Source organism: Lactobacillus isalae (genome assembly GCF_947539375.1).
GTDB classification, from domain to species: Bacteria; Bacillota; Bacilli; order Lactobacillales; family Lactobacillaceae; genus Lactobacillus; species Lactobacillus isalae.
In genome coordinates, this window is record NZ_OX443569.1 from 228,328 (window position 1) to 253,440 (window position 25,113).

Sequence of the window (25,113 nt, forward strand, 5' to 3'; positions counted from 1 at the left end):
TTAATGAAATTAGAAGACAAAATTAGCTTATATTACACTTCTTTAACCAAAAGCGAAAAGAAAGTGTATCAGGCGGTAACAAAAAATCCACAAACTATAATTAATAATTCTATTCAAAAAGCAGCAAAAGATTTAGGAGTTTCTGTTGCCTCCATTCAACGATTTATTAATAAACTTGAATATAGTGGATACCCAGAATTTAAGCTTGCATTGCAAAAACAAGAAGAATCTAAGAAGCAGCATCCCTCTACTTTATCTACTCATAATCCTATTATTCATGCATATATTAGATCTTTTCACTTGTTAGAAAATTTAGATTTAGATAATTTCTTAAAACCATTAATTAAGGACTTAAGAGAATTTCAAAATATTAAATCAATCGGTAATGGTAATACGGCTTTGTCAGCTAAACAACTAGTCTATTCAATGTATTCGGAGGATAAGTTTTTAGATGCCGTTGATACTAGTATTAAAATAGATTATTTAGCTAATAGTGTTGATAAAAATACTTTGTTAATTATTTTCTCTGTAACGGCTCCGCAAAGTACATATGGCAAGCTAATAAAAAAGGCTCGCGAAAGAGGGGTACGCACTTATCTAATAACAATGAATCAAGAGAGTAAATTATTATCTCAAGTTTCGAATTCAATTGTTTTGCCATCCACGCATGTTGAACATGATGATAATACACTTCACCGAGTAGATAGTAGAGCAGTATTATACGTATTTGCTGAAATGATATCTTATTACTACGCAATCGGACTAAAATAATTTATAAAAGGATCAGTATTTTATTTTGAATACTCGTCCTTTTTATTTGTGTTTGATTGATATCAGCCATGTGAAGATCATGCCCATCTATTGTGCTGGAAGAAATAGATGTAAGTCGTGCATGAAATTGCAAGAGATTGGGCTTTTCCTACAACTTTAAAATTATACCTAAAAATATAAATGTATTAATTTTTAGGTGAGTTATACATAGCAACAATTTTTTCTAATTTTTCATTAGGAATTATCTTTAAATTTCTAATAAATTCAGTAGCTTGCTCTAAAGTACTCCCATTATCCATTTGATTTTTAAGAATAACTTTAGCTACATCGATTTTTCCTTCTTCTTTCCCTTGCTCATATCCAACTTTTCCAGCGGCTTGTTCACGTTCTAACATTCTTGTTTCGTAAAGCATAATCTTTTCCCTCGTTTCTGGATCTTCATTGATTTCTTTAATTCTTCTTTGCGTATAATCAAAATAAATAATTATAAAAAATGCTCAGGATATAAATTTCCTAAGCATTTTTTACTATTTATACATAGCAACAATTTTTTCTAATTTTTCATTAGGAATTATCTTTAAGTTTCTTATATATTCAGTAGCTTGCTCTAAAGTACTCCCATTATCCATTTGATTTTCAAGAATAACCTTAGCTACATCAATTTTCCCTTGCTCATATCCAGCTTTTCCAGCGGCTTGTTCACGTTCTAACATTCTTGTTTCGTAAAGCATAATCTTTTCCCTCGTTTCTGGATCTTCATTGATTTCTTTGATTCTTCTTTGCGCGTAATCAAAATGTTTATTTAATTTAACTGGTTCATTTATTCATCAGTTTAGCTAATGCTTTTAAATCTTCGCTTTGTCCTTCAGCTGAAACTTGTGAATTAATGATAATCTTTGTCACGTCATCCTGCAATTGTTTCGACTTATCTTGATCAGAGTAAGTTATGGTACGACTCATAAAATTTATCGTCTTTCTTAGGTTTGAAATTGCAGAGAAAAATAATATAGGCGTCTTTCAAATTTCGATAGGTTTTTCCTTTATTTAAAGTATAACGTAAATCAAGTCTGGAAAGGTAGTAACGCATTCGTCTACCAATCTCGTCCTGATCCGTTGTTTGCATTTCGATATTAAACACGCGTCCTTCATGGTCTGTGACTAATACATCAAGTCTAACTTCTTTAGCTTCGTTCTTGCGCTTAAGATTATTAATCTCGACCTGCTTGTCTAACCAATCGATTTTTTTAATTTTCAAATCTGGAATGATGATTTCTAGCAAATACTTGCAGAATTCTTTATTTTCCATCACCATTCCAAAGACCTTATCTTCTGTGAACCCAAACCAGGGCTCGATTTTCTTTACCATATGAGTAGTCCTCTCTAGAGATATTTGAGGAGTGATCCCATATATTTATTACGCAAATTAAATTATTTTTTATAAATTAATTTTGAGGAATTAACAAAAAACCATACTCCGATTGAATATCGAAATATGGTTCTTATCACAGAATATGCTTTTTCACGATAATTAATAAAGTTAATTGTTAATCTTCTTCAGCCTTAAAACCATTAGCAAGGTTGGGCTTTCTTCTACCAATTAGCCAAACAATTAGTAAACTAAGTACACCTTCAACAGCAATGTAGATTCCTCGTGCAGCTAGATGTTTTAATCCACCAAGGTAGAGACCTAATACAATAGAAACGATAATGATTGAAATCATTGAAATCCATTGCACTTTATCAAAGGCAATCCCGTATTCAACTTCACGTTTTCTTATTCCAGGTAAGATTGTACCTAAACCAATCAAAACGATTACTGCAACAATGTTGATAATTAATTCATACCACCAAATGTTGCTACCCTCAGGTACATCTTGTGGTGTAATTCCCATAATTGTTGCTATCGCAGTAACAAGAAGGAGAATTAGTCCGACAGCATAGGCAATTTTGTCGTTTTTAATAAAGACATATTTTGAAGGGAATTTTTTGGAATCTTTTCTAACTCGCATAAATGAGTAGAAGATCCAACAGGTAACACCTGGTGAAACGATTGCGTTTAAGTTAAGCAACCAGTTAAAAATATCGTTCATGTCAGGCAAAAAGATACCTAAGATCATAATGAATGATGATAAAGCTACAGTTAATATATATCCATTAATTGGTAAACCATTCTTATCCTTTTTACGAAGGAATTTAGGCATGTAGCGATCCCCAGTATCAGAGATAAGCATTCTAGTCATGGCATCGAGTAAAACTGCTAGCAAAGCACAGTTGAAGAAGAAGGATGTCCAAGCCCAGAAGTAAAGAAGGAAGTCTCCCCAACCATATTGGTGGCCAATCATCTTAAAGGCATAGTAAGCACCATTCATCTTTAAGTCATTAGGCATATGGTTGGCATTAAAGTAGATTCCAAGTGCAAATGAGCCCAAAATTGTTAAAAATGCAGTCATTGCTGCTAGAGCAATCATTGCTTTCGGGAAGTCGTACTGTGGTCTTTTCATCTTAGTTACATATGGCGCAACTAACTCAGCACCATTCATAGCATAAATTAACATGGCAATCGTTGAGAAATAGTGCCAGTCAAACTTAGGGAAAATGTCTCTCCAAGTGAAATTGGTTGTTGCCATATGACCACCTGATTTTACTAAGCCGACAAAGGCAAGAACAACAAAAAGAATGGTCATAATTACCATTAAGCCGCCACCAATTGTTGATAAAAATTCCATTGAATTTGAAAAATGGTGTTCAACAATAATGAAGACAATAAAAGTTACAAAGGTTAGTAGGGCAAATAAAGAGTTGGGGATTTGATCTTGAAATTTTTCTGATCCAGTAAGAGCCCAACCTAAGTCAACGATAACTTCATTAGCTGAATCAACAGCATAAGGAATTGAAGCTGCCCAATAAGTCCAAGCAGTGAAATATCCAAGAAATTCACCATCAGTTCCACGTACCCATGAAGAAAGCCCTCCGCCTTCTGTACTAAAGGCAGAACCTAATTGTCCAACCATTAAAGAGTAAGGAATGACATAGAATAAAACCATTACAATCCAGGAAAATATAACTGCCATTCCTTGGTTTTGAAAATTGAACATGATATCGTCTAAGCCGATAACAGTACAGAGCGCCATCAAAAATAAAGTCTGCCAAGAAATAAATTTCTTATTAGGGTTTAAATCATTTAATTCATCCACGTTTAAATTTTCTCTCTTTTCTAGTAATAAGTAATTATGCGGTATTACTAAAAATAACCCGGTGACTTATTTTTAAATTTGATATTCATAAATCTAAAATCGATCCTTATATTTTTTTACTTTATCTAGTATAGATTAAAATTGTCGTTAAAAATAGCACCTCTCAAGTTTATGAGGGATGCTACTTTAAATTATTTTGCCAGATTTTTAACAACATTAAAATTGAACAAAATCAAATTTAAGACCACAATACCTGCTGTGACAATAAATACCATGCTATAACTTGAAATACCAGCAATAAATGAACCAAGCAGAGGACCCAGAATGTTGCCAATATACATTGCACTTTGATTCCATGAAAAAATTCTTCCTGTAACGGCCGTTGGGGAGTTTTTAGTTAGTAAAGTTTGTACTTGTGGGAAAAGACAAGCATCAGTGAATCCTACTAAAAATCTTAAAATACCGAGCTGAATAGTGTTATGAACAAAAGCTGTTAAAAAGAAAAGAATCGTTGCTCCGATAAAACCACCAATAATAATCTTATGAGTACCAATTTTATCGCCTAAAGCTCCAAATCTAGAAGCTGCTAAGAAAGTAGCAATGCCAGGGAGAGCTGCGATAACTCCAGAAACAAAAACAACATTACCATTTCCATTCATTAATTGCTTAACGTATAGAGAAACAATCGGATTAATTGAATTATTGGCTGCTTGAATAATTAAGGTTGTTAATAGTAGACCCAAGATCAGAGCCGGAGAGCGAAGAGTTGCAATAACGCCACTAGCCTTATCAAGTTTCTTTTCGGTTATTGGCTTAAAGCCATCTTCATGAACAAAGAATAGAGAAAGAAGGAAGGAGATTAATAATAAACCACCAGTGATAAAGAAAGTAATACGGTAACTAAATGCAGAAGCTAAAGCTCCGCCTAAGAATGGTCCAAGTAAATTTCCCGCAGTAAAAGATGAGGCCATGGTTCCTAAGGCTTGACCGGATTTTTCTTTTGGAGTTTCTGTAGCAATTAGAGCATTTGAATTTGAAACAAAACCAGCAAAAACTCCTTGTAGCATTCTTAGGAAGAATAGTTGCCAGACGTTGGTAACTAATCCCATACTTCCAAGAACAATTGCCATTCCTAGAGAAGCTCGCAGAATCATTAGTTTTCGCCCTTTTTTGTCGGCTAATTTTCCCCACCAGGGTGAAATAAGTGCTGAGACAAAATATACCCCTGAAAAAATGAATCCAGACCAAAAGTTGAGTTGTTGATGAGTAAAATGTCCGAGAGTATCAATATAAAGTGGTAAAAAAGGCATAATTTCTGAAAATGCAATTCCCGCAATAAAAACTGCAATTGAAAGGACATAAAGATTCTTTTTCCAAATTGGTTTATCTTTTTTTGTTGTCATTTTATTTTTATTAGATTCCTCCGTTTTTTTAAAATTATATAGTTTTATTTTTTATGTTTTGAACTTGCTTTTCTAAGTTTGCAGAAATTGCTTCTAGCTCTAATAGAGTATCCGAATTGACATTGCTAACTAATTCATTAACTTCTTCAAATGCACTATTTACTTGTTTAAGTACATCTTTACCAGCTGGTAGAAGAAATAACTGTTTTTGCAAACCATTGTTTGGATTGGTTTTACGCTTAATCATTTGCTTTTTTTCTAACATTTTAACTACGTTAGTAAAACTGGCTGGTTGATAGAAAAGATAATCAGCGACTTCTTTCTGAATGCAGCCGGGATGTTTTTGAATATAACGTAGTACGCGTGCATGTGACATTCTTAAGTTAATTGAACTTAATCTTTGATTGATTAAAATATTTTCTAATTTGCCAATATGATAAAAAAGATTGGCTGGGCGACGTTTTCTCATAGATTTCCTGCTTGAAAAAGTTTAAATTACAACTAAAACTAGTAATAATTATAGTCTAACTACTTGTAATTACAACTTGTGCTATTTTGAGTTAAATAAATCATTTCAAAAATATGTTATTAAATTATAGGAAATAATTATGTATAGAAAATATTAAAAAAATATTGAAAATAGTATAGTGTTATTTTATTATATTGTTGTAAAAAAATTGAAATTGATTGTGGGAGGAAAAATATGCTTTCTAAAAGAAACCAAGACTTAAATAAAAATTTAGCTGATGAAAAGCAACGTTTCAGCATTAGAAAGTTTAACGTTGGGGCTGCCAGTGTATTACTTGGTACCTCATTAATGCTTGGCGTAAGTACGCAAGTAGCTCATGCCGATAGTAATGTAAATGACAATAGTATTGCGACTATTAATGCAAGCAATGCAGATAATCAAGACAAGCAAGTAACTACAAGCAATCATACTGCTCAAGATAATGTGAATTTCGAAGCAAATAAGACTTCTGAAAGCAATGTAGATGATACTCAAACTTCAAAAGATTCTACTGAAGATAAAATTGCTTCAACTCAAGAAAGTAATCAAGTTCAAAAAGATCAATCTAATAACGTAACTGCAACTACTAATAAGAGTGCTCAAGATTCTAAAGAAACTACTACTTTGAATCTTCAGTCTGCACAACCAGTAGTGGCTTCTGCTCTTAAAGAATCTAAAGTTGCTGAACCTACCAAACAAGTTACGGCAACTCTTAATATTTATGATTATGATGATACTGATCTAAAGACACCTGATGTAAATAGAGGTGAGGGAGTAGCATTCACCTACACTGGAAAATTTACAGATGGTTTATCAATTAGGGATGCAATTCAGGCGCAAATTGATCAAGATACCCAAAAGCAATTAGCTTATAAAGACCAAGGTACTGCAATTGTTCCTGATAAAGCTGGCCTTCCTACTGAAATTGGGGTATCACCGGTAGTTTATTCTTCATTTAGCGATAATACTCTTGGAGGTTATCATTTTCGCTATGAGACAACACCAGAGTATACTAAAGATCTGCAAACCCAATTAGTTGATCAGTATAATAAGTGGCTTGATTATAAGAAAGCTCATTTTGCATTAGCTGGTTATAAATTAGCCGATCAAGATGAACAAGCTATTAATCTTGATGATCCTATTGAAGCTGGCAAGACTTATAATATTTATGTTAATCACCAAATTTCGGTTGTGAACATTTACCACTGGACCGAATTAAAGCGCACAGTTGAGTTTAAGTATTATTACAAACAAGATGATAAAAACGATCAGGCTGCTGATTCTGTTACTAAAAATGGTTACTATAATGATGGAAAATATAATCAAGCCCAGCCTAAGCAATTTATCAATCATACGGGTGAGCCGGTTTTCAGTAATTTGCCAAAAATTGATAATAATAGGGTAAATCAAACAGATATTAGTGATGCCAATAGCTTTGAAACAAGACTATTACCTGATGATTTAAAAACTACCAAAGATCAAACCAAAGTACTTCATGATACAATTAATAGCAGATATGTTGACTTGGCCCTAGGATTAATCACAGATAACCAAGGCAACTTAAATAATTACGGAAAGGCAACTCCGATATATCCAAGTGGGACTATTTTATTTGAAGGCGAGCCAGTAAAGCAAATAGATGGTTGGCATACTTTTGATCCTGATGTACCAGACACGGGTAGTGATGATATTACTGATACAAACACCTATTCCACAGTACAAGGAGCGTTTAACAAAGGTATTGGTGGTGTTAACGTTGCTCCTGTAAATAACCCTGCTACAACTACTATTTACTACTATCACGATCAACCGGTGGACATTACCTTTGAAGATGTAACTAACGGGGATGCAAATGCATCTATCTTGTCTAACTTCACTGCAAGTAAAGACTTGCAGGTAGATTTAAACAGTGAATACATTCCTGGCAAGCCACACACTACCCCAAAGGATAAGAAAAATAATAAAAACCAAAAGTACGAAGCTTACAGCTATCAAGCTGACGACAACACTTATGATGCAAGTGCCATCAACGTTGATCCATCAGGTACTTTAAAGTCAAGTAAATCTTTAAACTATGCTGATGTCTTAAAAGCTTACACCGATAATGGTTATGTGTTAGTTTCAAGTGATCCAGATGATTTAACTTATGAACTTGAAGATGTCTATGATAATAACCGCAATTTGCAACATAAAAAGCGCGTAGTTAAATTGGTTCACCGTGCTGTTGCACATACTGATACTAAGACTGCTAACCGTACCATTCACTATGTAGCTAATAGTGAAGACGGCAAGCAGTTACAAGATGACACCACACAAAATGTAACTTTAACTAGCAGTACTTACTATACGGATGCTGTAACAGGCAACCGCGTAAATGCAAAACAAGATGCAAATGGCGATTGGATTGTAGATACCGCTAATACTGATCCGGTTCCTGCAATTACTTGGACTGTAAATGCTGACAAGAGTACTGGCTTGACAACAGATAATAAGAACTTTGCTGCCATTACAACTCCAGAAACTATTACCTTAGATGCTGCCGAAGCTGCAAAGCGTGGAACTGATGGAGGCGAATGGTACTTAGTTTCAACTGACAAGAACGGTGAAGTATCTTACGGCGATCCAACTAGCGACACTTGGAAGAGCGATACTCCTAATAAGATTGCTGATGGTTACTTGGTCTACAAGCAAAAGGCCCAATATAACATTCACTACATCGACGTTAATGGCGTTGAAGGTAAGACTACTTATGCTCCAACTGACGGTCATGAACTTACTGATCGTTTAGTACAAAACGTTGGTGAAGGCAAAGGTATCTTTGTTGGCGATACTCCAGATGCAACCAGCAAGTTATGGAGCCCAGCAGATTACGAAAAAGCTGGCTATGTTTTAGTTGGTTTATCTGATAATGCCAAGGGTGATTTACTCGGTAAGCAAACTTTAACCCATGGCGTCCAAGATCAATACGTATACTTGAAGCACGCAGTGAAGACCATTACGCCAAACACTCCAGTTGATGAAGTGCCAAAAGATCCAGAGGGCAATCCAATTGTAGACCCAAGTGATTTACATAAAGAATTCCACCGGACTATCTTCTACAAGGCTAATACAACTGACGGTCAAACTTTAATGGGTCAAACCGATCAAAAGACTGAATTCAACGGTACGATCGCTTATGACGTTGTAACTGGTAAAACAACTACCCCAGAAACTGTTAAAGATGTTAATGGCAAGGATGTTCAAGTAGCTACTCTTAAGGATGGTACTATTAGTTGGGATAAGCTAAATGATAAGTTTAGTGCTATTAACCAACCAACTATTGAATTGAAGAAAGGCGACAAATACGCAACTTCTGACGATATGATTGGTACTTGGTACTTAGTTGATGGTGAGGCTGGTGAAGTTGACTTAACTCCAGCTTCTAAGAATCCAGACGACAAGACCCTTGTTTACAAGCAAAAAGCTCAATACAACATTCACTACATTGATGTTAACGGCGTTGAAGATAAGACTACTTATGCTCCAACTGACGGTCATGAACTTACTGATTATTTAGTACAAAACGTTGGTGAAGACAAAGGTAGCTTTGTTGGTGATACTCCAGATGCAACCAGCAAGTTATGGAGTCCAGCAGACTATGAAAAAGCTGGCTATGTTTTAGTTGGTTTATCTGATAATGCCAAGGGTGATTTACTCGGTAAGCAAACTTTAACTCATGGCGTCCAAGATCAATACGTATACTTGAAGCACGCAGTTAAGGACATTACACCAAACACTCCAGTTGATGAAGTGCCAAAAGATCCAGATGGAAAACGTGCCGTTGATCCTAGCGATTTACATAAGGAATTTACTCGCACTATTACCTTTGTTGCAAATAATGATGCCAAGAGTCCTTTGAAGGATGCAGTTCCTCAAAAAGTTGAATTTGATGGTCATATTTATGTAGATATGGTAACTGGTCAAACTACCACTCCAGAAACTGTTAAGGATGCAAATGGTAAGACTACACAAGTTGCAACTACTAAAGCTGGCAATATTGAATGGAACCATGACACTCAAACTATGGATGAAGTAGTTCAGAAGTACATTACTTTGAACAAGGGCGACAAGTACGCAACTTCTGATGATATGGTTGGTACTTGGCACTGGATTAGTGGTACGGCTGACGAGATTACTTTGACACCAACTTCAGATAATCCTGAGGACCTTCAATTAGTTTACGAAAAGAACGAGCATGAAACAGGTCCAGATGAAGATCATGATTTACCAAAGGTTGACGTTAAGCAAGAAACAAAGACCTTCACTAGAACTATTGTCTACCGCGGAACTAAAGATGGTGGCAAGACTTACCAAGATGTAAATGGTTCACCAGATGGTAAGAACACTTACAAGCAAACTGTAACCTTTACTAGAAATATTTTCTCAACTACTAATAAGGATGGTAAGGTAACAATTCTTGAAACTGATCCATGGACAGCTCCTGATAGTACTATGGCGCGTGTAGATTCCAAGAAGCCTAGTGAAGTTGGTTATGACAAGGTTGATATTGAATCAGTTCCTGCAATCACCGTAGATCCAAATTCTGATAAAACTGATTTAGGAACTACCGTTGTAACTTACACAATTTCTTCAGTAACTCCACCAGTAGAAGAAACTCACCATGTAACAGTTCATTACGTTGATGAAGACGGCAATGTAATCAAAGACCCAGTTAAGGATCCTACTGATTACAAGAACGGCGAATCCTATGACGAAAACAGCAGAAAAGATTCTACTATCGAACATGATGGCAAGACTTACGAATTCACTCGTGTAAAGGAAGGCGACAATCCAACTGGCACTATTCAAGGTAAGGATGTTGACGTAACTTACGTTTACAAGCTGAAGGAAACCCCAGTAACTCCACCAACAGAAGAAACTCACCATGTAACAGTTCACTACGTTGATGAAAATGGTAATGTAATCAAGGATCCAGTTAAGGACCCAGTCGACTACAAGAATGGTGAATCTTACGACGAAAACAGTAGAAAAGACACAACTATTGAATACGATGGCAAGACTTACGAATTTACTCGTGTAAAGGAAGGCGACGTTCCAGCCGGTACCATTGATGGAAAAGACGTTGATGTAACTTACGTTTACAAGTTGAAGGAAACTCCAGTAACTCCACCAACAGAAGAAACTTACCACGTAACAGTTCACTACGTTGATGAAGATGGCAATGTAATCAAGGATCCAGTAAAGGACCCAGTTGACTACAAGAATGGCGAATCTTACGACGAAAACAGTAGAAAAGACACAACTATTGAATACGATGGTAAGACCTACGAATTTACTCGTGTAAAAGAAGGCGACGTTCCAGCCGGTACCATTGATGGAAAAGACGTTGATGTAACTTACGTTTACAAGTTGAAGGAAACTCCGGTTACTCCACCAGTAGAAGAAACTCATCATGTAACAGTTCACTACGTTGATGAAGACGGCAATGTAATCAAGGATCCAGTTAAGGACCCAGTTGACTACAAGAATGGCGAATCTTACGACGAAAACAGTAAGAAAGACACAACTATTGAACACGATGGTAAGACCTACGAATTTACTCGTGTAAAAGAAGGCGACGTTCCAGCCGGTACCATTGATGGAAAAGACGTTGATGTAACTTACGTTTACAAGTTGAAGGAAACTCCGGTTACTCCACCAGTAGAAGAAACTCACCATGTAACAGTTCACTACGTTGATGAAGATGGCAATGTAATCAAGGATCCAGTAAAGGACCCAGTTGACTACAAGAATGGCGAATCTTACGACGAAAACAGTAAGAAAGACACAACTATTGAACACGATGGTAAGACTTACGAGTTTACTCGTGTAAAGGAAGGCGACGTTCCAGCCGGTACCATTGATGGAAAAGACGTTGATGTAACCTACGTTTACAAGTTAAAGGAAACTCCAGTAACTCCACCAACAGAAGAAACTTACCACGTAACAGTTCACTACGTTGATGAAGATGGCAATGTAATCAAGGATCCAGTAAAGGACCCAGTTGACTACAAGAATGGTGAATCTTACGACGAAAACAGTAAGAAAGACACAACTATTGAACACGATGGCAAGACTTACGAATTTACTCGTGTAAAGGAAGGCGACGTTCCAGCCGGTACCATTGATGGAAAAGACGTTGATGTAACTTACGTTTACAAGTTGAAGGAAACTCCGGTTACTCCACCAGTAGAAGAAACTTACAATGTAACAGTTCACTACGTTGATGAAGACGGCAATGTAATCAAGGATCCAGTAAAGGACCCAGTCGACTACAAGAATGGTGAATCTTACGACGAAAACAGTAAGAAAGACACAACTATTGAACACGATGGCAAGACTTACGAATTTACTCGTGTAAAGGAAGGCGACGTTCCAGCCGGTACCATTGATGGAAAAGACGTTGATGTAACTTACGTTTACAAGTTGAAGGAAACTCCGGTTACTCCACCAGTAGAAGAAACTTACAATGTAACAGTTCACTACGTTGATGAAGACGGCAATGTAATCAAGGATCCAGTAAAGGACCCAGTCGACTACAAGAATGGTGAATCTTACGACGAAAACAGTAAGAAAGACACAACTATTGAACACGATGGCAAGACTTACGAATTTACTCGTGTAAAGGAAGGCGACGTTCCAGCCGGTACCATTGATGGAAAAGACGTTGATGTAACTTACGTTTACAAGTTGAAGGAAACTCCAGTAACTCCACCAACAGAAGAAACTTACCACGTAACAGTTCACTACGTTGATGAAGATGGCAATGTAATCAAGGATCCAGTTAAGGACCCAGTTGACTACAAGAATGGCGAATCTTACGACGAAAACAGTAAGAAAGACACAACTATTGAATACGATGGTAAGACCTACGAATTTACTCGTGTAGAGAAAGGCGAAAGCCCAGTTGGAACTGTTGATGGTAAGGATGTTGATGTAACTTACGTTTACAAAGAAGTTGTAAAACCAAGCGAAGAACCTGCATCATCAGAAGATTCTAAACACCAAGCTGTTAAAGTTTCTAGTGCTGACAACAAGAATAAGATGGAAGAAAGAACTACTAAGACTACTAAGAAGTCAGTTGAAACTCCTGTCTTGTCGCAAACTGCAAGTGTAGCGCACACACCAAGTGCAACTTACAAGACTCCAAAGTCAAATAAACAGGTTGTATCACAACAAGCAACTAAAACTTTGCCACAAACTGGTGAAAAGAAGAATTCTAACTTAACAACAGTTGTTGGTTTAGCAGCACTTGCTCTTTCAGGTATCATTACATTAGCAATTGATCGTAAGAAGAAGAACTAAAACTGAATATTTTGAAGAAAGAGGGTGACGGAAGTCACCTTCTTTTTTTATGGATTTTTCTAAAGTTTGTTAGTGAATAATTTTCTATTGTCTATAAAACATAAAATTCATAATTATCTAAATTAAAAAAGCAGACTTTTTAAGAATTTAGAAGTCTACTTTTGGTGTTGTATATTATTTTATAAGTAAAGAAGAGCGAAGTTAATGAATGAATTTGTGAGATAAAAATGCACAAAAAATATTAAATGTTTTAAATTATATTCAATTGGCTGGGTATTCTAATGCAATGAACTAATTATTTGAATTAGTAACTGTAGAAAAGTCATACTTACGATATTTTAAAGCAGCTTTTTTATCCTTAAACATTGCGCTGTGAATATCACCAGAGGAATATGCTAGATAAAGGCAGGTATTCCCCTTAAAAGTACCCGTAATATAAATAATATCTACAGTATCTAAAAAGCCACGCGCACGTAACCACTGAGCTCCATTTTTATCTTCAAAAGAAATCATCGTTGCATCTCCAGCATAAGTTTTATTATCCTTTTCAGAACGATGATTCAAATTTAAGTTGGGATCAGTTTTCTGATAAACAACAGAGTTCATAATCGTATGCTTGTTAATGATAAATTTTCGAGCTTGCTTGCTATAGATATCTGTTTGATACCAAGTTCCTTGAAAGGCCTTTGGAATTGTAGCTAGTTTAAATCCTGGATATTTTTTATCTAAATTTGGTTTAGGAGTAACGCTTTTGCTCTTTTTTGAAGTAATGCTTGAAGATTTAGAACTAGAATATTTAGTTCTATTATTGTTAGACGAATTATTGCCACAAGCAGTGAGCAATAAGGTTGAAAATAATACTAGAATCAGCTTTTTCATGCTTTTTAACTTCCTTATGATATGAATTTTGTCATAAGTATAGCAAAAAATTAGGAAAATTGATGATATTTTTAACAGCAAAATAAAAAAGTAGATCTTCGGGGGATTAGAAGTCTACTTTTTTAATGTCGTATGTTATTTTGGGAGAATAAGTAAGGTGTAGAAGTTCCCTTACTTGTCTAATAGAATACCTTTTAATTTTTAAATAAAGGTAGGCATAAGATTTAAAATTTGCAAAGAATTTCTTTAAAAAGTTTAAAGAAGCAAATATAATGAGAATAAAAGCGTTTACGAAAGGGAAAATAATGAAAAAAGAACAAGAAATTGAAATGCTAAAAGAATTTTCTGATGCAAATTCAACCTCTGGATTTGAAGAAGAATTTGTAAAATTGTTTTCGACTTATGCTCAAAACACTGCAAATATTACGGTTGATGGAATGCTTAATGTATATGCTGCGAAAAAAGAAAATAAGGGAAATCGTCCTGTAATTCAAATGGATGCACATTCTGATGCAGTAGGATTCATTACTCAAGCAGTTAGACCAAATGGGTTAATTAAATTTGTTCCACTAGGTGGATGGGTAAAATATAATATTCCCGCTTTAAAAGTGAAAATTAGAAATCGTGACGGAGAGTATATCCCCGGCGTAGTTGCTACCAAGCCTCCGCACTTCATGACCGCAGCTGAAAGAAATTCAATTCCGGAAGTGGCTGATATGTCAATTGACGTTGGTTCATCAAGTAGGGAAGAAACAATTAAAGATTATAAAATTGATACTGGTTGTCCAATTTTTGTAGATGTAAAATGCGAATATCATGAAAAATCAGGTCTTTTCTTTGGTAAGGATTTTGATGATCGTTTTGGCGCTGGCGCAATGATTGACGTTTTGGACAATTTAAAAGGTGAAGAGACCAATTTTGACGTTATTGCTGCTTTATCCAGTCAAGAAGAAGTCGGGTTACGCGGTGCATATGTAACTGGAAGAAAGATCAAGCCAGACTTATGTATTGTGTTAGAAAGTTGTCCAGCCGATGATACTTTTGAACCAGAATGGTTATCGCAAACAGGATTGAAGCGGGGACCAATGCTTAGAGATATGGATACTACATTTTTACCAAATCCTAAGTTCCAACAATATGCTTGCGATTTAGCTGATAAAAATCATATTCCATATACACGTTCTGTAAGAACGGGTGGAGGACAAGATGGAGCTGCGATTTACTATGAATATGGTGCGCCAACAATTGTGATTGGAATTCCAGTGCGTTATGAACATTCTCCATATTGTTTCTCTGCTTATAAAGATTTTAAGGCTTCAGTTGATTTAGCAACTGCAATTATTCGTGATATGACACAAGAAAAATTAGATAGTTTTAAGGTGATTTAATGGATTGGAAAAGCTTTTTTAGGAAGATAACAATTACGTGCTGGATGCTATGTTTGATTAGTTTTCTGGTTTTGATAGTTCGCTATACTGCAAGTGATATTGAATCATTTTTTGCATGGGATTATCCGTTAATATGGGTATTTATACTAGGATGCATTTTCTGTGTTTTGGCGATTTTTTGGCCTAAGAAAAATAAGTGATAATAAAAACAGGAGATAGAATGAAGCTATCTCCTGTTTTTATTATTTAATTTAAATATTTTATTCTACTCGAGCAATTTCATCGTGTACTTTAATGTTGTGTGATCCTAAACTTGGCTCTTGACCATGAAGGTTGAATTTAACATTAACACCTGGTCTAAATAGAAGAACATGTGTTGATCCACCGAAGTGGAAAATGCCTAGTTGATCGCCTTTATTAATATGTTGACCAACTTTAACAGTTATTTCATTGCCAGATACTTCTGCCATCCCAACAGCAACAAAGCACATTAAGCCAATCTTTGGATTATCGGCCTTAATAAAGATAACAGCACGTGATGCAGTTTCAGTAATATATGCTTGAGAATCATTAGGAGCAGCAGGGTCAGGACCATTTGGATTTTCAAATCCTTGTGGTAATGTTTCTGAATAGTATGAACCATATAAATTATAAGCTTTAACAATAGTACCGCTAACAGGGCTATTCCATCTGTGATAGCTTAATGCACTTAGAAAGGCCTGATATAGCGTACCACCAACAAATTCAGAAGTTAACGGATCATTATGAAGCAAATCAATAAGTGAATATGGCTGTCCTTTAATCCAGAATTTTGCCTTAAGAGGTAAATTATGAGCAATTCTATAAGGAGCTGATTCACATGCGTTAGCAATGGAATCTGGATCATCAGCATTTTCTACAGGACGAACTCCAGGATTAAAGGTTCTGGTGAAGAAATGATCCCAAGATTTAAATCCATATTGTTGATCAATATCATTATTAGGACAAGCAAAGATATCATGAAAGTTTTTGCCATAAGCGGCATCACACATGCTCTTTAATGCTTCATCTCCAAGCCAACCTTCTTTAGAACGATTCAAAACATAAGTTGAATCTGAAGATTGCAAGAATTTTCCCCAATAATCTAGAATATCACGTAGTTTTTGATTAACACGTGGATCCATAAAAGCAACATATCCCGCTTTTGTAGCCATTGGATAATCCAAAATTGCATTAATTGGAAACCCAACTAGTCCAGTAGTATTAAATTCTGGAGCTCGGTGCATAACCCGATTAATAACTCTGAGCATTTGATGATAATTATGAACAGCTGGAGTATCCATTGGAGTTTTTACATATTTAGCTGGAACTTCCTCAAACATCATGTGAAATAAATTCCAAAGATATCTATCAGATTCAATTAAATCTTTTAAGGCTTGAACAGGTGGCAAAAGAGTTTGATCTTGTTCTGCTTCAGCTTCTTTTAGAACCTTTTTTAGCCAATTATTGTAGAATTCTTGATCACTAGGTAACCACTGTCCAACATTAAACTTTATATCTTTTTTCATTTTGACCACCTTATAATAATTAACTAAAATGCAATCTTCTTAGTAATTAGAAGATAAATAGAAATAACAGCAAGAATACAAATGATAATGGCAAGAGCCAGTTCCCATTTGTTAAATAAAGGAGCTTTAGTTTTATCATATTCTTTTCTTGCAAAGTAATAGAAAATAATACCTACAGCATAAATAATGGTTGAAATTAATAAATAATTTAATCCAGCTGCATATAATAGCCATAAACAGTAGATCGTTGATAGAATACCGATAAATAAGCTTTCATTTCTCTTCTTAGAGTTATTAGTGAATATTTCCCGTTTTTGAGCGATTTTCCACAAATACATTGAACTAAGAAGATAACAAGGTAAAATTATTACCCCGGTAATATCGATACAAGCTAAGTACACATTGTTAGCTGTAACAACTAAGATCATGAATAAAGACATTAATACACTGGAAATATATAGAGAAGTGCTTGGTACTTTTTTCTTATTTTCATGAGCAAAGAATTTTGGTAATACATGGCCTTTAGCTGCAGCGTATGGAAGCTGTGCCATCATAACTGTCCATGCAACCCATGAACCACCAACAGAAATAATTACAGAAATTGTTACGAAGTCTATAAACCATGGACCTAATAAGTTTTTCATAATATAGGCTGTAGATGGATCAGTTAGTTTAGAAAGAGTTGGTTGGTGGTAAATACCATAAGCGACAATACTAATCAAAACGTAGGCAATTAATGATGTTAAATAACCCAAAACGGTTGCTTTACCAACATCTTTTGGATTTTTGGCGTGGTTAGAAATAACTACCGCTCCTTCAATCCCGATAAAGCACCATAATGTTACTAACATTGGAGATTTAATTTGTGAAACAAAGTTTCCTAAATGTAGGCCTTGTCCCCAGAATCCCCAGAAAAATGTTGGGAAACGGAAGAAAATTAGCATACAAATAAAAATAATGCCTAAGCTAATAAATTTGATGATAACAGTAATAGTGTTGAGGGAAGTAGCCTCTTTGACACCATTCAGAACTAAGAAGTTATAAATCCAAATTAAAACAATACCGAATATAACAGTTGGCCATTGGTGTTTAAGTAAAACTGGAAAGTAACGACCGAATGAGTCATTCAGCATAACTGCATAAGCAACGTTTCCTGTAATTGCTTCAATCCAGTATCCCCATGCCGAGTTAAAACCAACATATTTACCAAAACCGGCGCGTGCATAAGAATATATACCGATATTCAAATCTGGTCTTTCTTCGGCTAAGATTTTGAAAGTAAAAGCAAGTCCAAACATGCCAATACCAGTTAGAATCCAAGCAATGATAACGGCACCTAGGGATGATGAGGCAGCCATGTTTTGTGGAATATCAAAAATCCCGCCACCAATCATGGCACCGACTACCATAGCTATTAAACCAAAGAGACCAATTTTATGACTTTTAGCTTTAGTCATTTTGAGATCTTCTTTCTTTTAATTAAAAATCTAACTTACTTAACACGAGCTATTTCTTCACGGACTTTAATATTTGAGCTTCCTAAACCAGGTTCTTGATCATGTAAATTGAACTCAACATTAGTTTCTGGTCTAAATAGAAGTACATGAGTTGAACCGCCAAAGTGGAACATGCCTAGTTGATCGCCTTTGTTAACGTGTTGACCTACGCGTACAGTAATTTCATCGCTTGAAACTTCGGACATACCGACGGCAACAAAGCACATTAAGCCAATCTTTGGATTATCAGCTTTAATGAAAATGACAGCACGAGTAGCGGTAGCAGTTAAAAAGGCTTGTGAGTCGTTGGCTGCAACAGGATCGGCGCCACGTTCATTTTCAAATCCTTGATATAGACTTTCTGAATAATATGAACCTGGTAAATTATAAGCTTTTACAATTGTTCCACTAACTGGACTATTCCATCTGTGGTAACTTAAAGCGCTTAAAAATGCTTGATATAAAGTGCCACCCTCAAATTTAGATGTCCATGGGTCGTTGTGAAGAAGATCCATTAATGAATATGGTTGGCCCTTAATCCAGAATTTTGCTTTCATTGGAAGATTACGAGCAATTCTAAATGGTGCGGATTCACAAGCATTTGCAATAGAATCAGGATCATCTGGATCTTGGACAGGACGAATTCCAGGGTTAAATAAACGGGTAAAGAAGTTATCCCATGAGGTAAATCCCAAATGCTTTTCTCGATCATCGGATTCGCATTTGAAAATAGTGGTAAATTTATCACCATCAGCTACTTTAGACATTTCATTTAATGCATAGTCACTTAACCATCCATTTTTAGAGGTATTAAGAACATAGGTAGAGGCTGGAGTTTGTAGATATTTACCCCAATAGTTTAATATATCTCTTAATTTTTCGTTAATTTTTGGATTCATAAAGAAGACATATCCGGCTTTAGTAGCCATTGGATAATCTAAAATTGCATTAATTGGTGTTCCAACTAGTCCAGTAGTATTAAATTCAGGTGCTCTTTGAATAATACGATTAAGCATTAATAACATTTGCTTATAATTACGAACCTGTGGTGTTCCCATTGGAGTATCAATATATTTTTCAGGTATTTCATCAAACATCATCTGAGTAATATTGTATAAATATCTATCAGATTCAATTAGATTCTTTAAAGCTTGAACTGGTGGAAGTAATTTTTTATTTTCTTCGCTTTCTGCTTCTTTTAGAACCTTTTTTAACCATTTATTGTAAAACTCTTGGTCGCTAGGTAACCATTGTCCTACATTGTATTGAATATTCTTTTTCATAATTTATACCTCGATATTTATGAAAAAATAACACTAAACTTAATAAAAATGTGCACACTTTCACTGTCACTATAAGGCTAAATCTAAGAGTGGTCAAAAAAAGCGTATTTTAGAATAAAAAACAGATGGCATAACTGATATGGTTCGTAGATAAATATATAGGATTATCATATATCAGTTAAAATTCATCTGTTTTTGCATACATTTAATTTATTAATAATTTTTAGTCTTTTACGGCATCACCTACGGCTGTATTTTGTGATGTACTATTTTCTTCGCTTCTATTTTCAGCTTTAAGAGCTTGTCTGTCTAAGGCCTTGAAGAATGGCCAGTAGCAAACAACAGCAAAGGCTAAACAAATTGCTTGCCAAACAACAGCTTTCCAGTCACCACCAGTGATTAAGAAACCATTTAAGAAGATAGGAGTAGTCCAAGGAACACTGGCAATTACCATGTGAATGACGCCAAATTTAATTAAGAAGTATGAGATCCCCTGTAAAATCATAGGAACTAGAATAAACGGAATTGAAAGCATAGGGTTTAAAACAACTGGTAGACCAAACATAATAGGTTCAGAAATTTGGAAGATACATGGAACAAATCCTAAGTGAGCTAGTTGCTTATAGCGTTTACTTTTAGCAAACATCATACAAATAACTAATCCTAAAATAGCACCAGTACCACCCATATTCATACCAAAGTTTAAGAATCCATCAGCGGTAATGTGGGTAGCTGCTGCTCCGTTCATAGCTTTATGCATGTTATCCATTAAGAAAGCACCATAAACAGGACCAGAAATAGCACCGACAGTGTTGTTTCCATGAATACCAATAGTCCAAGCAAATAGAGTAAAGAATAGTAAAACTTCCATTCCCCAGAAACTACCAAGACCGGCAGTAAATGGTGAAAAGATCCAAGTAATAAAGGCATTAATATCTAGGTGAAGTAAACATCTTAATACCCAGGCAAGCCCCAAGATCACAATGGCTGGAATTAACGAAACAAAGGAACTTGCGACTGCAGGTGGAACAGAGTCGGGCAATTTTATGACAATCTTATGTTTGATAAAGAAATCATAAATTGTTCCGGATAAGAGAGCGATGACGATAGCCGTAAACATACTAGTTGAGCCTAAGTTGGCTGGGTCAAGAGCCATCTTATCGTTTAATTCGCAGATAATAAATGCAATAGCACCGATTACAGATGCGGATAATTTATCTATTTTATTTTCTCGAGCTAAAGTATATGAAATACCAATTGCAACAATTAAACCGATCATGCCAGTTGTCATATTAATTGGCGCATTTAAAATTGGAAGATAAGGTTTAATAACATTATTCCAGCCATTAATAGGAAGATTGGCAATAATCATAAAGATTGAGCCAAAGATAGTAAATGGAACCGAAATAATCATACCGTCTCTTAAGACGATCATATATTTATTATTGCCAAATTTTCCTAGAGCTGGCAGGACTTTTGACCTAATAAGGTTCATGAACTTACTGTTTTGCATGAGTTAGACCTCCAAAAAAAGATAACCAGTAATCATTTAAGTAAGTAAAGTTAATTAACTAACCATCTAAAATGTAAGCCCTTTCTTCAAAAATGTCAACAATTAATTTCTAAAATCATAAAAAAAGGCTTATGTCTAAGGAATTAGACGTAAGCGCTTGGTACCAAGATGAAAGACTTGTCTCATCAAAAATGAATAGCTTCCGAGCAATGGAGCAAAAGTAGATTGCCGTGAAATTTCTAATTTAGTATCTGTTTTTTGCAAAATTGGAAGATGATTACGGAGTTGTATTAATAGTAGTGGCAAGTTTTCAATTAGAGTTGAATCAAGAAAAATAATTTGAGGAGAATAACTAGCAATTAAGTTGTTTAATACAAGGGAAAGACCATTAATAAATTGATTAATTGAAGAAACAACTTGGTCATTTCCTTGAACATATAATTTGGCAACTTGCTGCAAAGAAAGATTATTTAATCCCTTATCCTTATATACTTCTTTTAAAATAGCATCTTGAGAACAATAAGAAATTGGATTAATTTCCTTTATCTTGTTATCGATTTGTATTAAAAACTTCATGTCTTCAATATCGCCTGCTGCTGCTTGATTGCCGAGGTAAAGATTTTCATCAATTATTATTCCAGCATCAATAGATTCATTAATAGTAAGTGAAATTAAATTTTTTATTTCATTATTTGAAGAGAAGTCCCTTTGAAAAATTGCCGCTGCATTAGCGCTATTAAGCAAAACTACCGGTACTCCAAAATCTTCCTCTAAAACTTGGGATAGATCAATCTCTTTTAAAATTGGCTTTTGCGAAACATTATTTAAAACGCGACAATGAACAGCAAGTGAAATACCTAGAAGATGATGGACAGTGTTTTTTAACGCAAAATTACGTATTTTTTTCTTGATAGTTTGATAAATTTGGCTGTCTGATTTATCAATAATTGATATTTCTTCAAATCTTGCAATTTGGCCGTTAGCCCAGGTGGACATGATGTTTACATAATCTTGACCCATTTCAATATTAATGAAATAGCCAAAATTTTTATTGAATTCAATTAGTTTTGGCTTACGACCACCATTTTTAGTACTTGCACCTTCACCAATTTCTACTACATATTGCTGTGAAAGTAAGTCTTCAAGAATGCTAGAGATAGTTACCTTATTAATCGAAAGATCACGAGAAATTTTACTTCTTGATATGGGACCATAATTAATGACATGTCTAATTACAGAGCGTTCATTATTTAAACGCATAGTATGCTTATTGATAAACATAGGCCTAACTCCTTTGAAAATATATGTACTATTATACAAGTTTTATTTAATGAAAGTGTTTACATTATTTAATAATTAGTATATGCTTTATTTGTGTTGTAAGTAAAGATAATTAACTAACTTAAAAAGGAGAAAGCATTATGGCAATCTTAACACTTGACGTAGGTCAAAGATTTATCCGTTATGGTTTCTTTGATGAAAAAGGAAATTTAACTGAAAAGGGTCAATATCAAGTTCCTAAAAAATCAGCAAAGGATTTTTACGAGTCTATAGCAGATTTAGTGGACGAAAGTGACATGAAAATTAACGCTATCAGTATTAGTTTTCCAGGTTTTATCAATGTGAAGGATAAAATTGCTATTCGTGCAGGTTCTTTAAGATTTTTAGACGGACATAATATTAGTGAAGATTTACATCAATATATAAACCAAGACATTGAAATTTTTATTGAGAATAATTCAAATTGTGCCGCAATCGCAGAAAAACTAAATGGAAATGCCCAAGATGTTAAAGATTTTGTGGTTATTACTTTAGGACATGGCGTGGGTGGTGGAATATTTGTTAATGATAAATTATTACGCGGGCCAGGTTATTCTGCGGGTGAATTTGGAATGATGATTACGGATTACTCAGCACATCAATTTATGACAGCACATGAATTAGCATCAACATCAGCTTTGATTAACGATTATGCAACTATGCGAGGGGTTCCCAGTGAATTGGTAGAAGATTATCAAGTCATGTCTGAACTTGATAATCCAAAAGTTCGAAAAGTAGTTAAAAAATGGGCAAATTATGTAGCAATTTGTATTTTTAATTTAGCTTGTACTTTGAATCCAGAGCGATTTTTAATTGGTGGGGCGCTAAGTCAAAATAATGAATTAATTCCAATTCTTAAAAGTAGACTGGCTCAAATTCCAAATTGGTCAGATTTTGAAACAGAAATTCAATCTTGTCGTTTTTATAATGATGCAAGTCTATATGGAGCCTACTGGGCATATATAGGAAGTAAGAAAGATGTATCATAAGCAATTAGATGATTTTCCAAAAGGTTTTTTATGGGGTGCAAGTTCAGCTGCATATCAGATTGAGGGAGCAGCTAGAGAAGGTGGAAAAGGCCTTTCTATCTGGGATAAATACTCTCATCAATCAGGTAATACTTTTAAAGGTACAACTGGTGATGTCGCAGTTGATCATTATCATCGCTACAAAGAAGATATTAAATTAATGGCTAAGCAGGGATTGAAGGCTTATCGCTTTTCTGTTTCTTGGAGCCGAATTTTACCAGATGGGGAAGGTAAAGTTAATCAAGCAGGATTAGCTTTTTATCATAATTTAATTAATGAATTGAGAAAAAATAAAATAGAACCAATTCTTACGATGTACCATTGGGACTTACCCTTAGCTTTACAAGAAAAATATCAGGGATGGGAATCTAGAAAAACGATCACTGCTTTTGTTAATTATGCCAAGTTATTATTTAAAGAGTTTGGTGATGAGGTCAAATATTGGGTAACAATTAATGAACAAAATGTTTTTACTTCAATGGGATATCGTTGGGGAACTCATCCGCCGAAGAAGCAAGATGTAAAAACAATGTTTTTAGCTAATCATTATGTAAATTTGGCTAATGCGTTAGCAACTATTAAATTTCATCAAATGGTTCCAACTGGCAAGATTGGTCCTAGCTTTGGTTATGGTCCCGTTTATCCTAAGACTAATAATCCTGAGGATGTCCTAGCAGCTTTAAACGCTGATGATTTCAATAATAATTGGTGGTTAGATGTTTATTGCCGAGGAAAATATCCATTTTTTATTAAAAAGCAGCTGGAAAATCTTAACTTAATGCCCGATGTGACTAAAGAAGATCGAGCAATCTTAGAAAACTCTCAGGCACATCCGGATTTTCTAGGTATCAATTATTATCATGGTGGAACAGTTCAAGAAAATAGATTACAGAAATCTAACACAAAAAATAAGGAAAAGCAATTTAACCAAGTAGATCCATATTTGATGCAGCCTAAGGGCGATCAAGCTAAAAATCCAGAAGTACCTATGTTTAATAATGTTGAAAATGATTATGTTGATAAGACTAAGTGGGGTTGGGAGATTGATCCAACTGGACTTAGAATTGCGTTAAGACAGGTATATGAAAAGTATCAATTACCGATTATGATTACAGAAAACGGTCTTGGAGCAAAAGACGTGCTTGAAGATGGAAAAGTTAATGATCAATATCGGATAAATTATTTGGCTGACCATGTAATGGCTATGAAAGAAGCAATTAGCGATGGGGTCGACTTAATAGGCTATTGTGCCTGGTCATTTACTGATTTACTTAGTTGGCTGAATGGTTATTCAAAACGTTATGGATTTGTATATATTGACCAAGATGATACACAAAACGGAACATTGAAAAGAATTCCGAAAAAGAGTTATAGCTGGTATCAACAGATAATTTTGACTAATGGTAATAAACTCAGTTTGTTAAAACATGGAGAATAAA

The 25,113-nt window shown here is 34.9% G+C and carries 15 protein-coding genes and 2 pseudogenes; 5 read left to right on the forward strand and 12 right to left on the reverse strand.

The genetic code is table 11. The features are described from left to right. The first annotated feature begins 3 nt into the window (after positions 1-3). Positions 4-771, forward strand: a complete 768-nt coding sequence (locus QM512_RS01045) for a MurR/RpiR family transcriptional regulator (RefSeq protein WP_282805711.1) — start codon at positions 4-6, stop codon at positions 769-771. A 185-nt stretch (positions 772-956) separates the two neighbouring features. Here QM512_RS01045 and QM512_RS01050 read toward each other — a convergent pair. The 6 genes and pseudogenes from QM512_RS01050 to QM512_RS01075 form a co-directional block, all read right to left on the reverse strand. Then, positions 957-1,250 (reverse strand): annotated as a pseudogene (locus tag QM512_RS01050) (Rpn family recombination-promoting nuclease/putative transposase); the annotation flags it as partial. Positions 1,251-1,298: 48 nt separating this feature from the next. Next, a pseudogene (locus tag QM512_RS01055) lies at positions 1,299-1,686 on the reverse strand (hypothetical protein). 19 nt (positions 1,687-1,705) lie between these two features. Then, on the reverse strand, positions 1,706-2,137 hold the full coding sequence (locus QM512_RS01060) for an Rpn family recombination-promoting nuclease/putative transposase (RefSeq protein ID WP_282805713.1): 432 nt from the start codon (positions 2,135-2,137) through the stop codon (positions 1,706-1,708). A 178-nt stretch (positions 2,138-2,315) separates the two neighbouring features. After that, on the reverse strand, positions 2,316-3,965 hold the full coding sequence (locus QM512_RS01065; protein ID WP_282805714.1) for an APC family permease: 1,650 nt from the start codon (positions 3,963-3,965) through the stop codon (positions 2,316-2,318). 191 nt (positions 3,966-4,156) lie between these two features. Further along, positions 4,157-5,368, reverse strand: a complete 1,212-nt coding sequence (locus tag QM512_RS01070; RefSeq protein WP_282805715.1) for an MFS transporter — start codon at positions 5,366-5,368, stop codon at positions 4,157-4,159. A gap of 34 nt (positions 5,369-5,402) precedes the next feature. Further along, positions 5,403-5,837 (reverse strand): MarR family winged helix-turn-helix transcriptional regulator, encoded by a 435-nt coding sequence (locus tag QM512_RS01075; RefSeq protein ID WP_282805716.1) that lies wholly within the window; start codon positions 5,835-5,837, stop codon positions 5,403-5,405. 234 nt (positions 5,838-6,071) lie between these two features. Here QM512_RS01075 and QM512_RS01080 point away from each other — a divergent pair, with 234 nt between their 5' ends. Continuing rightward, positions 6,072-13,220 (forward strand): MucBP domain-containing protein, encoded by a 7,149-nt coding sequence (locus tag QM512_RS01080; protein ID WP_282805717.1) that lies wholly within the window; start codon positions 6,072-6,074, stop codon positions 13,218-13,220. Positions 13,221-13,511: 291 nt separating this feature from the next. Here the strand turns inward: QM512_RS01080 and QM512_RS01085 are convergent, their stop codons facing one another. Further along, positions 13,512-14,099 (reverse strand): hypothetical protein, encoded by a 588-nt coding sequence (locus tag QM512_RS01085; RefSeq protein WP_282805718.1) that lies wholly within the window; start codon positions 14,097-14,099, stop codon positions 13,512-13,514. Between the two features lie 305 nt (positions 14,100-14,404). On the opposite strand from QM512_RS01085, the gene QM512_RS01090 reads away from it, so the two are divergent. Further along, positions 14,405-15,487 (forward strand): M42 family metallopeptidase, encoded by a 1,083-nt coding sequence (locus tag QM512_RS01090; protein ID WP_282805719.1) that lies wholly within the window; start codon positions 14,405-14,407, stop codon positions 15,485-15,487. Between the two features lie 260 nt (positions 15,488-15,747). Here the strand turns inward: QM512_RS01090 and QM512_RS01095 are convergent, their stop codons facing one another. From QM512_RS01095 to QM512_RS01115, 5 genes are all read right to left on the reverse strand, one after another. Then, the gene (locus tag QM512_RS01095) at positions 15,748-17,034 is read right to left on the reverse strand and encodes a phosphatidylserine decarboxylase family protein (RefSeq protein ID WP_282805720.1); all 1,287 of its coding nucleotides are present in this window, start codon (positions 17,032-17,034) and stop codon (positions 15,748-15,750) included. A gap of 23 nt (positions 17,035-17,057) precedes the next feature. After that, positions 17,058-18,491 carry a basic amino acid/polyamine antiporter gene (locus QM512_RS01100; protein WP_282805721.1) on the reverse strand — a complete coding sequence of 478 codons (1,434 nt, stop codon included), beginning with the start codon at positions 18,489-18,491 and terminating at the stop codon, positions 17,058-17,060. A 35-nt stretch (positions 18,492-18,526) separates the two neighbouring features. After that, positions 18,527-19,813, reverse strand: coding sequence for a phosphatidylserine decarboxylase family protein (locus tag QM512_RS01105; RefSeq protein WP_282805722.1), 1,287 nt, complete (start codon positions 19,811-19,813; stop codon positions 18,527-18,529). Positions 19,814-20,036: 223 nt separating this feature from the next. After that, positions 20,037-21,326 carry a PTS sugar transporter subunit IIC gene (locus QM512_RS01110; RefSeq protein WP_282805723.1) on the reverse strand — a complete coding sequence of 430 codons (1,290 nt, stop codon included), beginning with the start codon at positions 21,324-21,326 and terminating at the stop codon, positions 20,037-20,039. Between the two features lie 135 nt (positions 21,327-21,461). Next, entirely contained in the window at positions 21,462-22,607 is a 1,146-nt protein-coding gene (locus QM512_RS01115; protein WP_282805724.1) for an ROK family protein, read from the reverse strand. Between the two features lie 140 nt (positions 22,608-22,747). Here QM512_RS01115 and QM512_RS01120 point away from each other — a divergent pair, with 140 nt between their 5' ends. Both QM512_RS01120 and QM512_RS01125 read left to right on the forward strand, forming a co-directional pair. Further along, positions 22,748-23,635 carry an ROK family protein gene (locus QM512_RS01120; protein WP_282805725.1) on the forward strand — a complete coding sequence of 296 codons (888 nt, stop codon included), beginning with the start codon at positions 22,748-22,750 and terminating at the stop codon, positions 23,633-23,635. Continuing rightward, the gene (locus QM512_RS01125; RefSeq protein ID WP_282805726.1) at positions 23,625-25,112 is read left to right on the forward strand and encodes a glycoside hydrolase family 1 protein; all 1,488 of its coding nucleotides are present in this window, start codon (positions 23,625-23,627) and stop codon (positions 25,110-25,112) included. Before QM512_RS01120 ends, QM512_RS01125 begins: the two co-directional genes overlap by 11 nt. The last annotated feature ends 1 nt before the right edge of the window (position 25,113 follow it).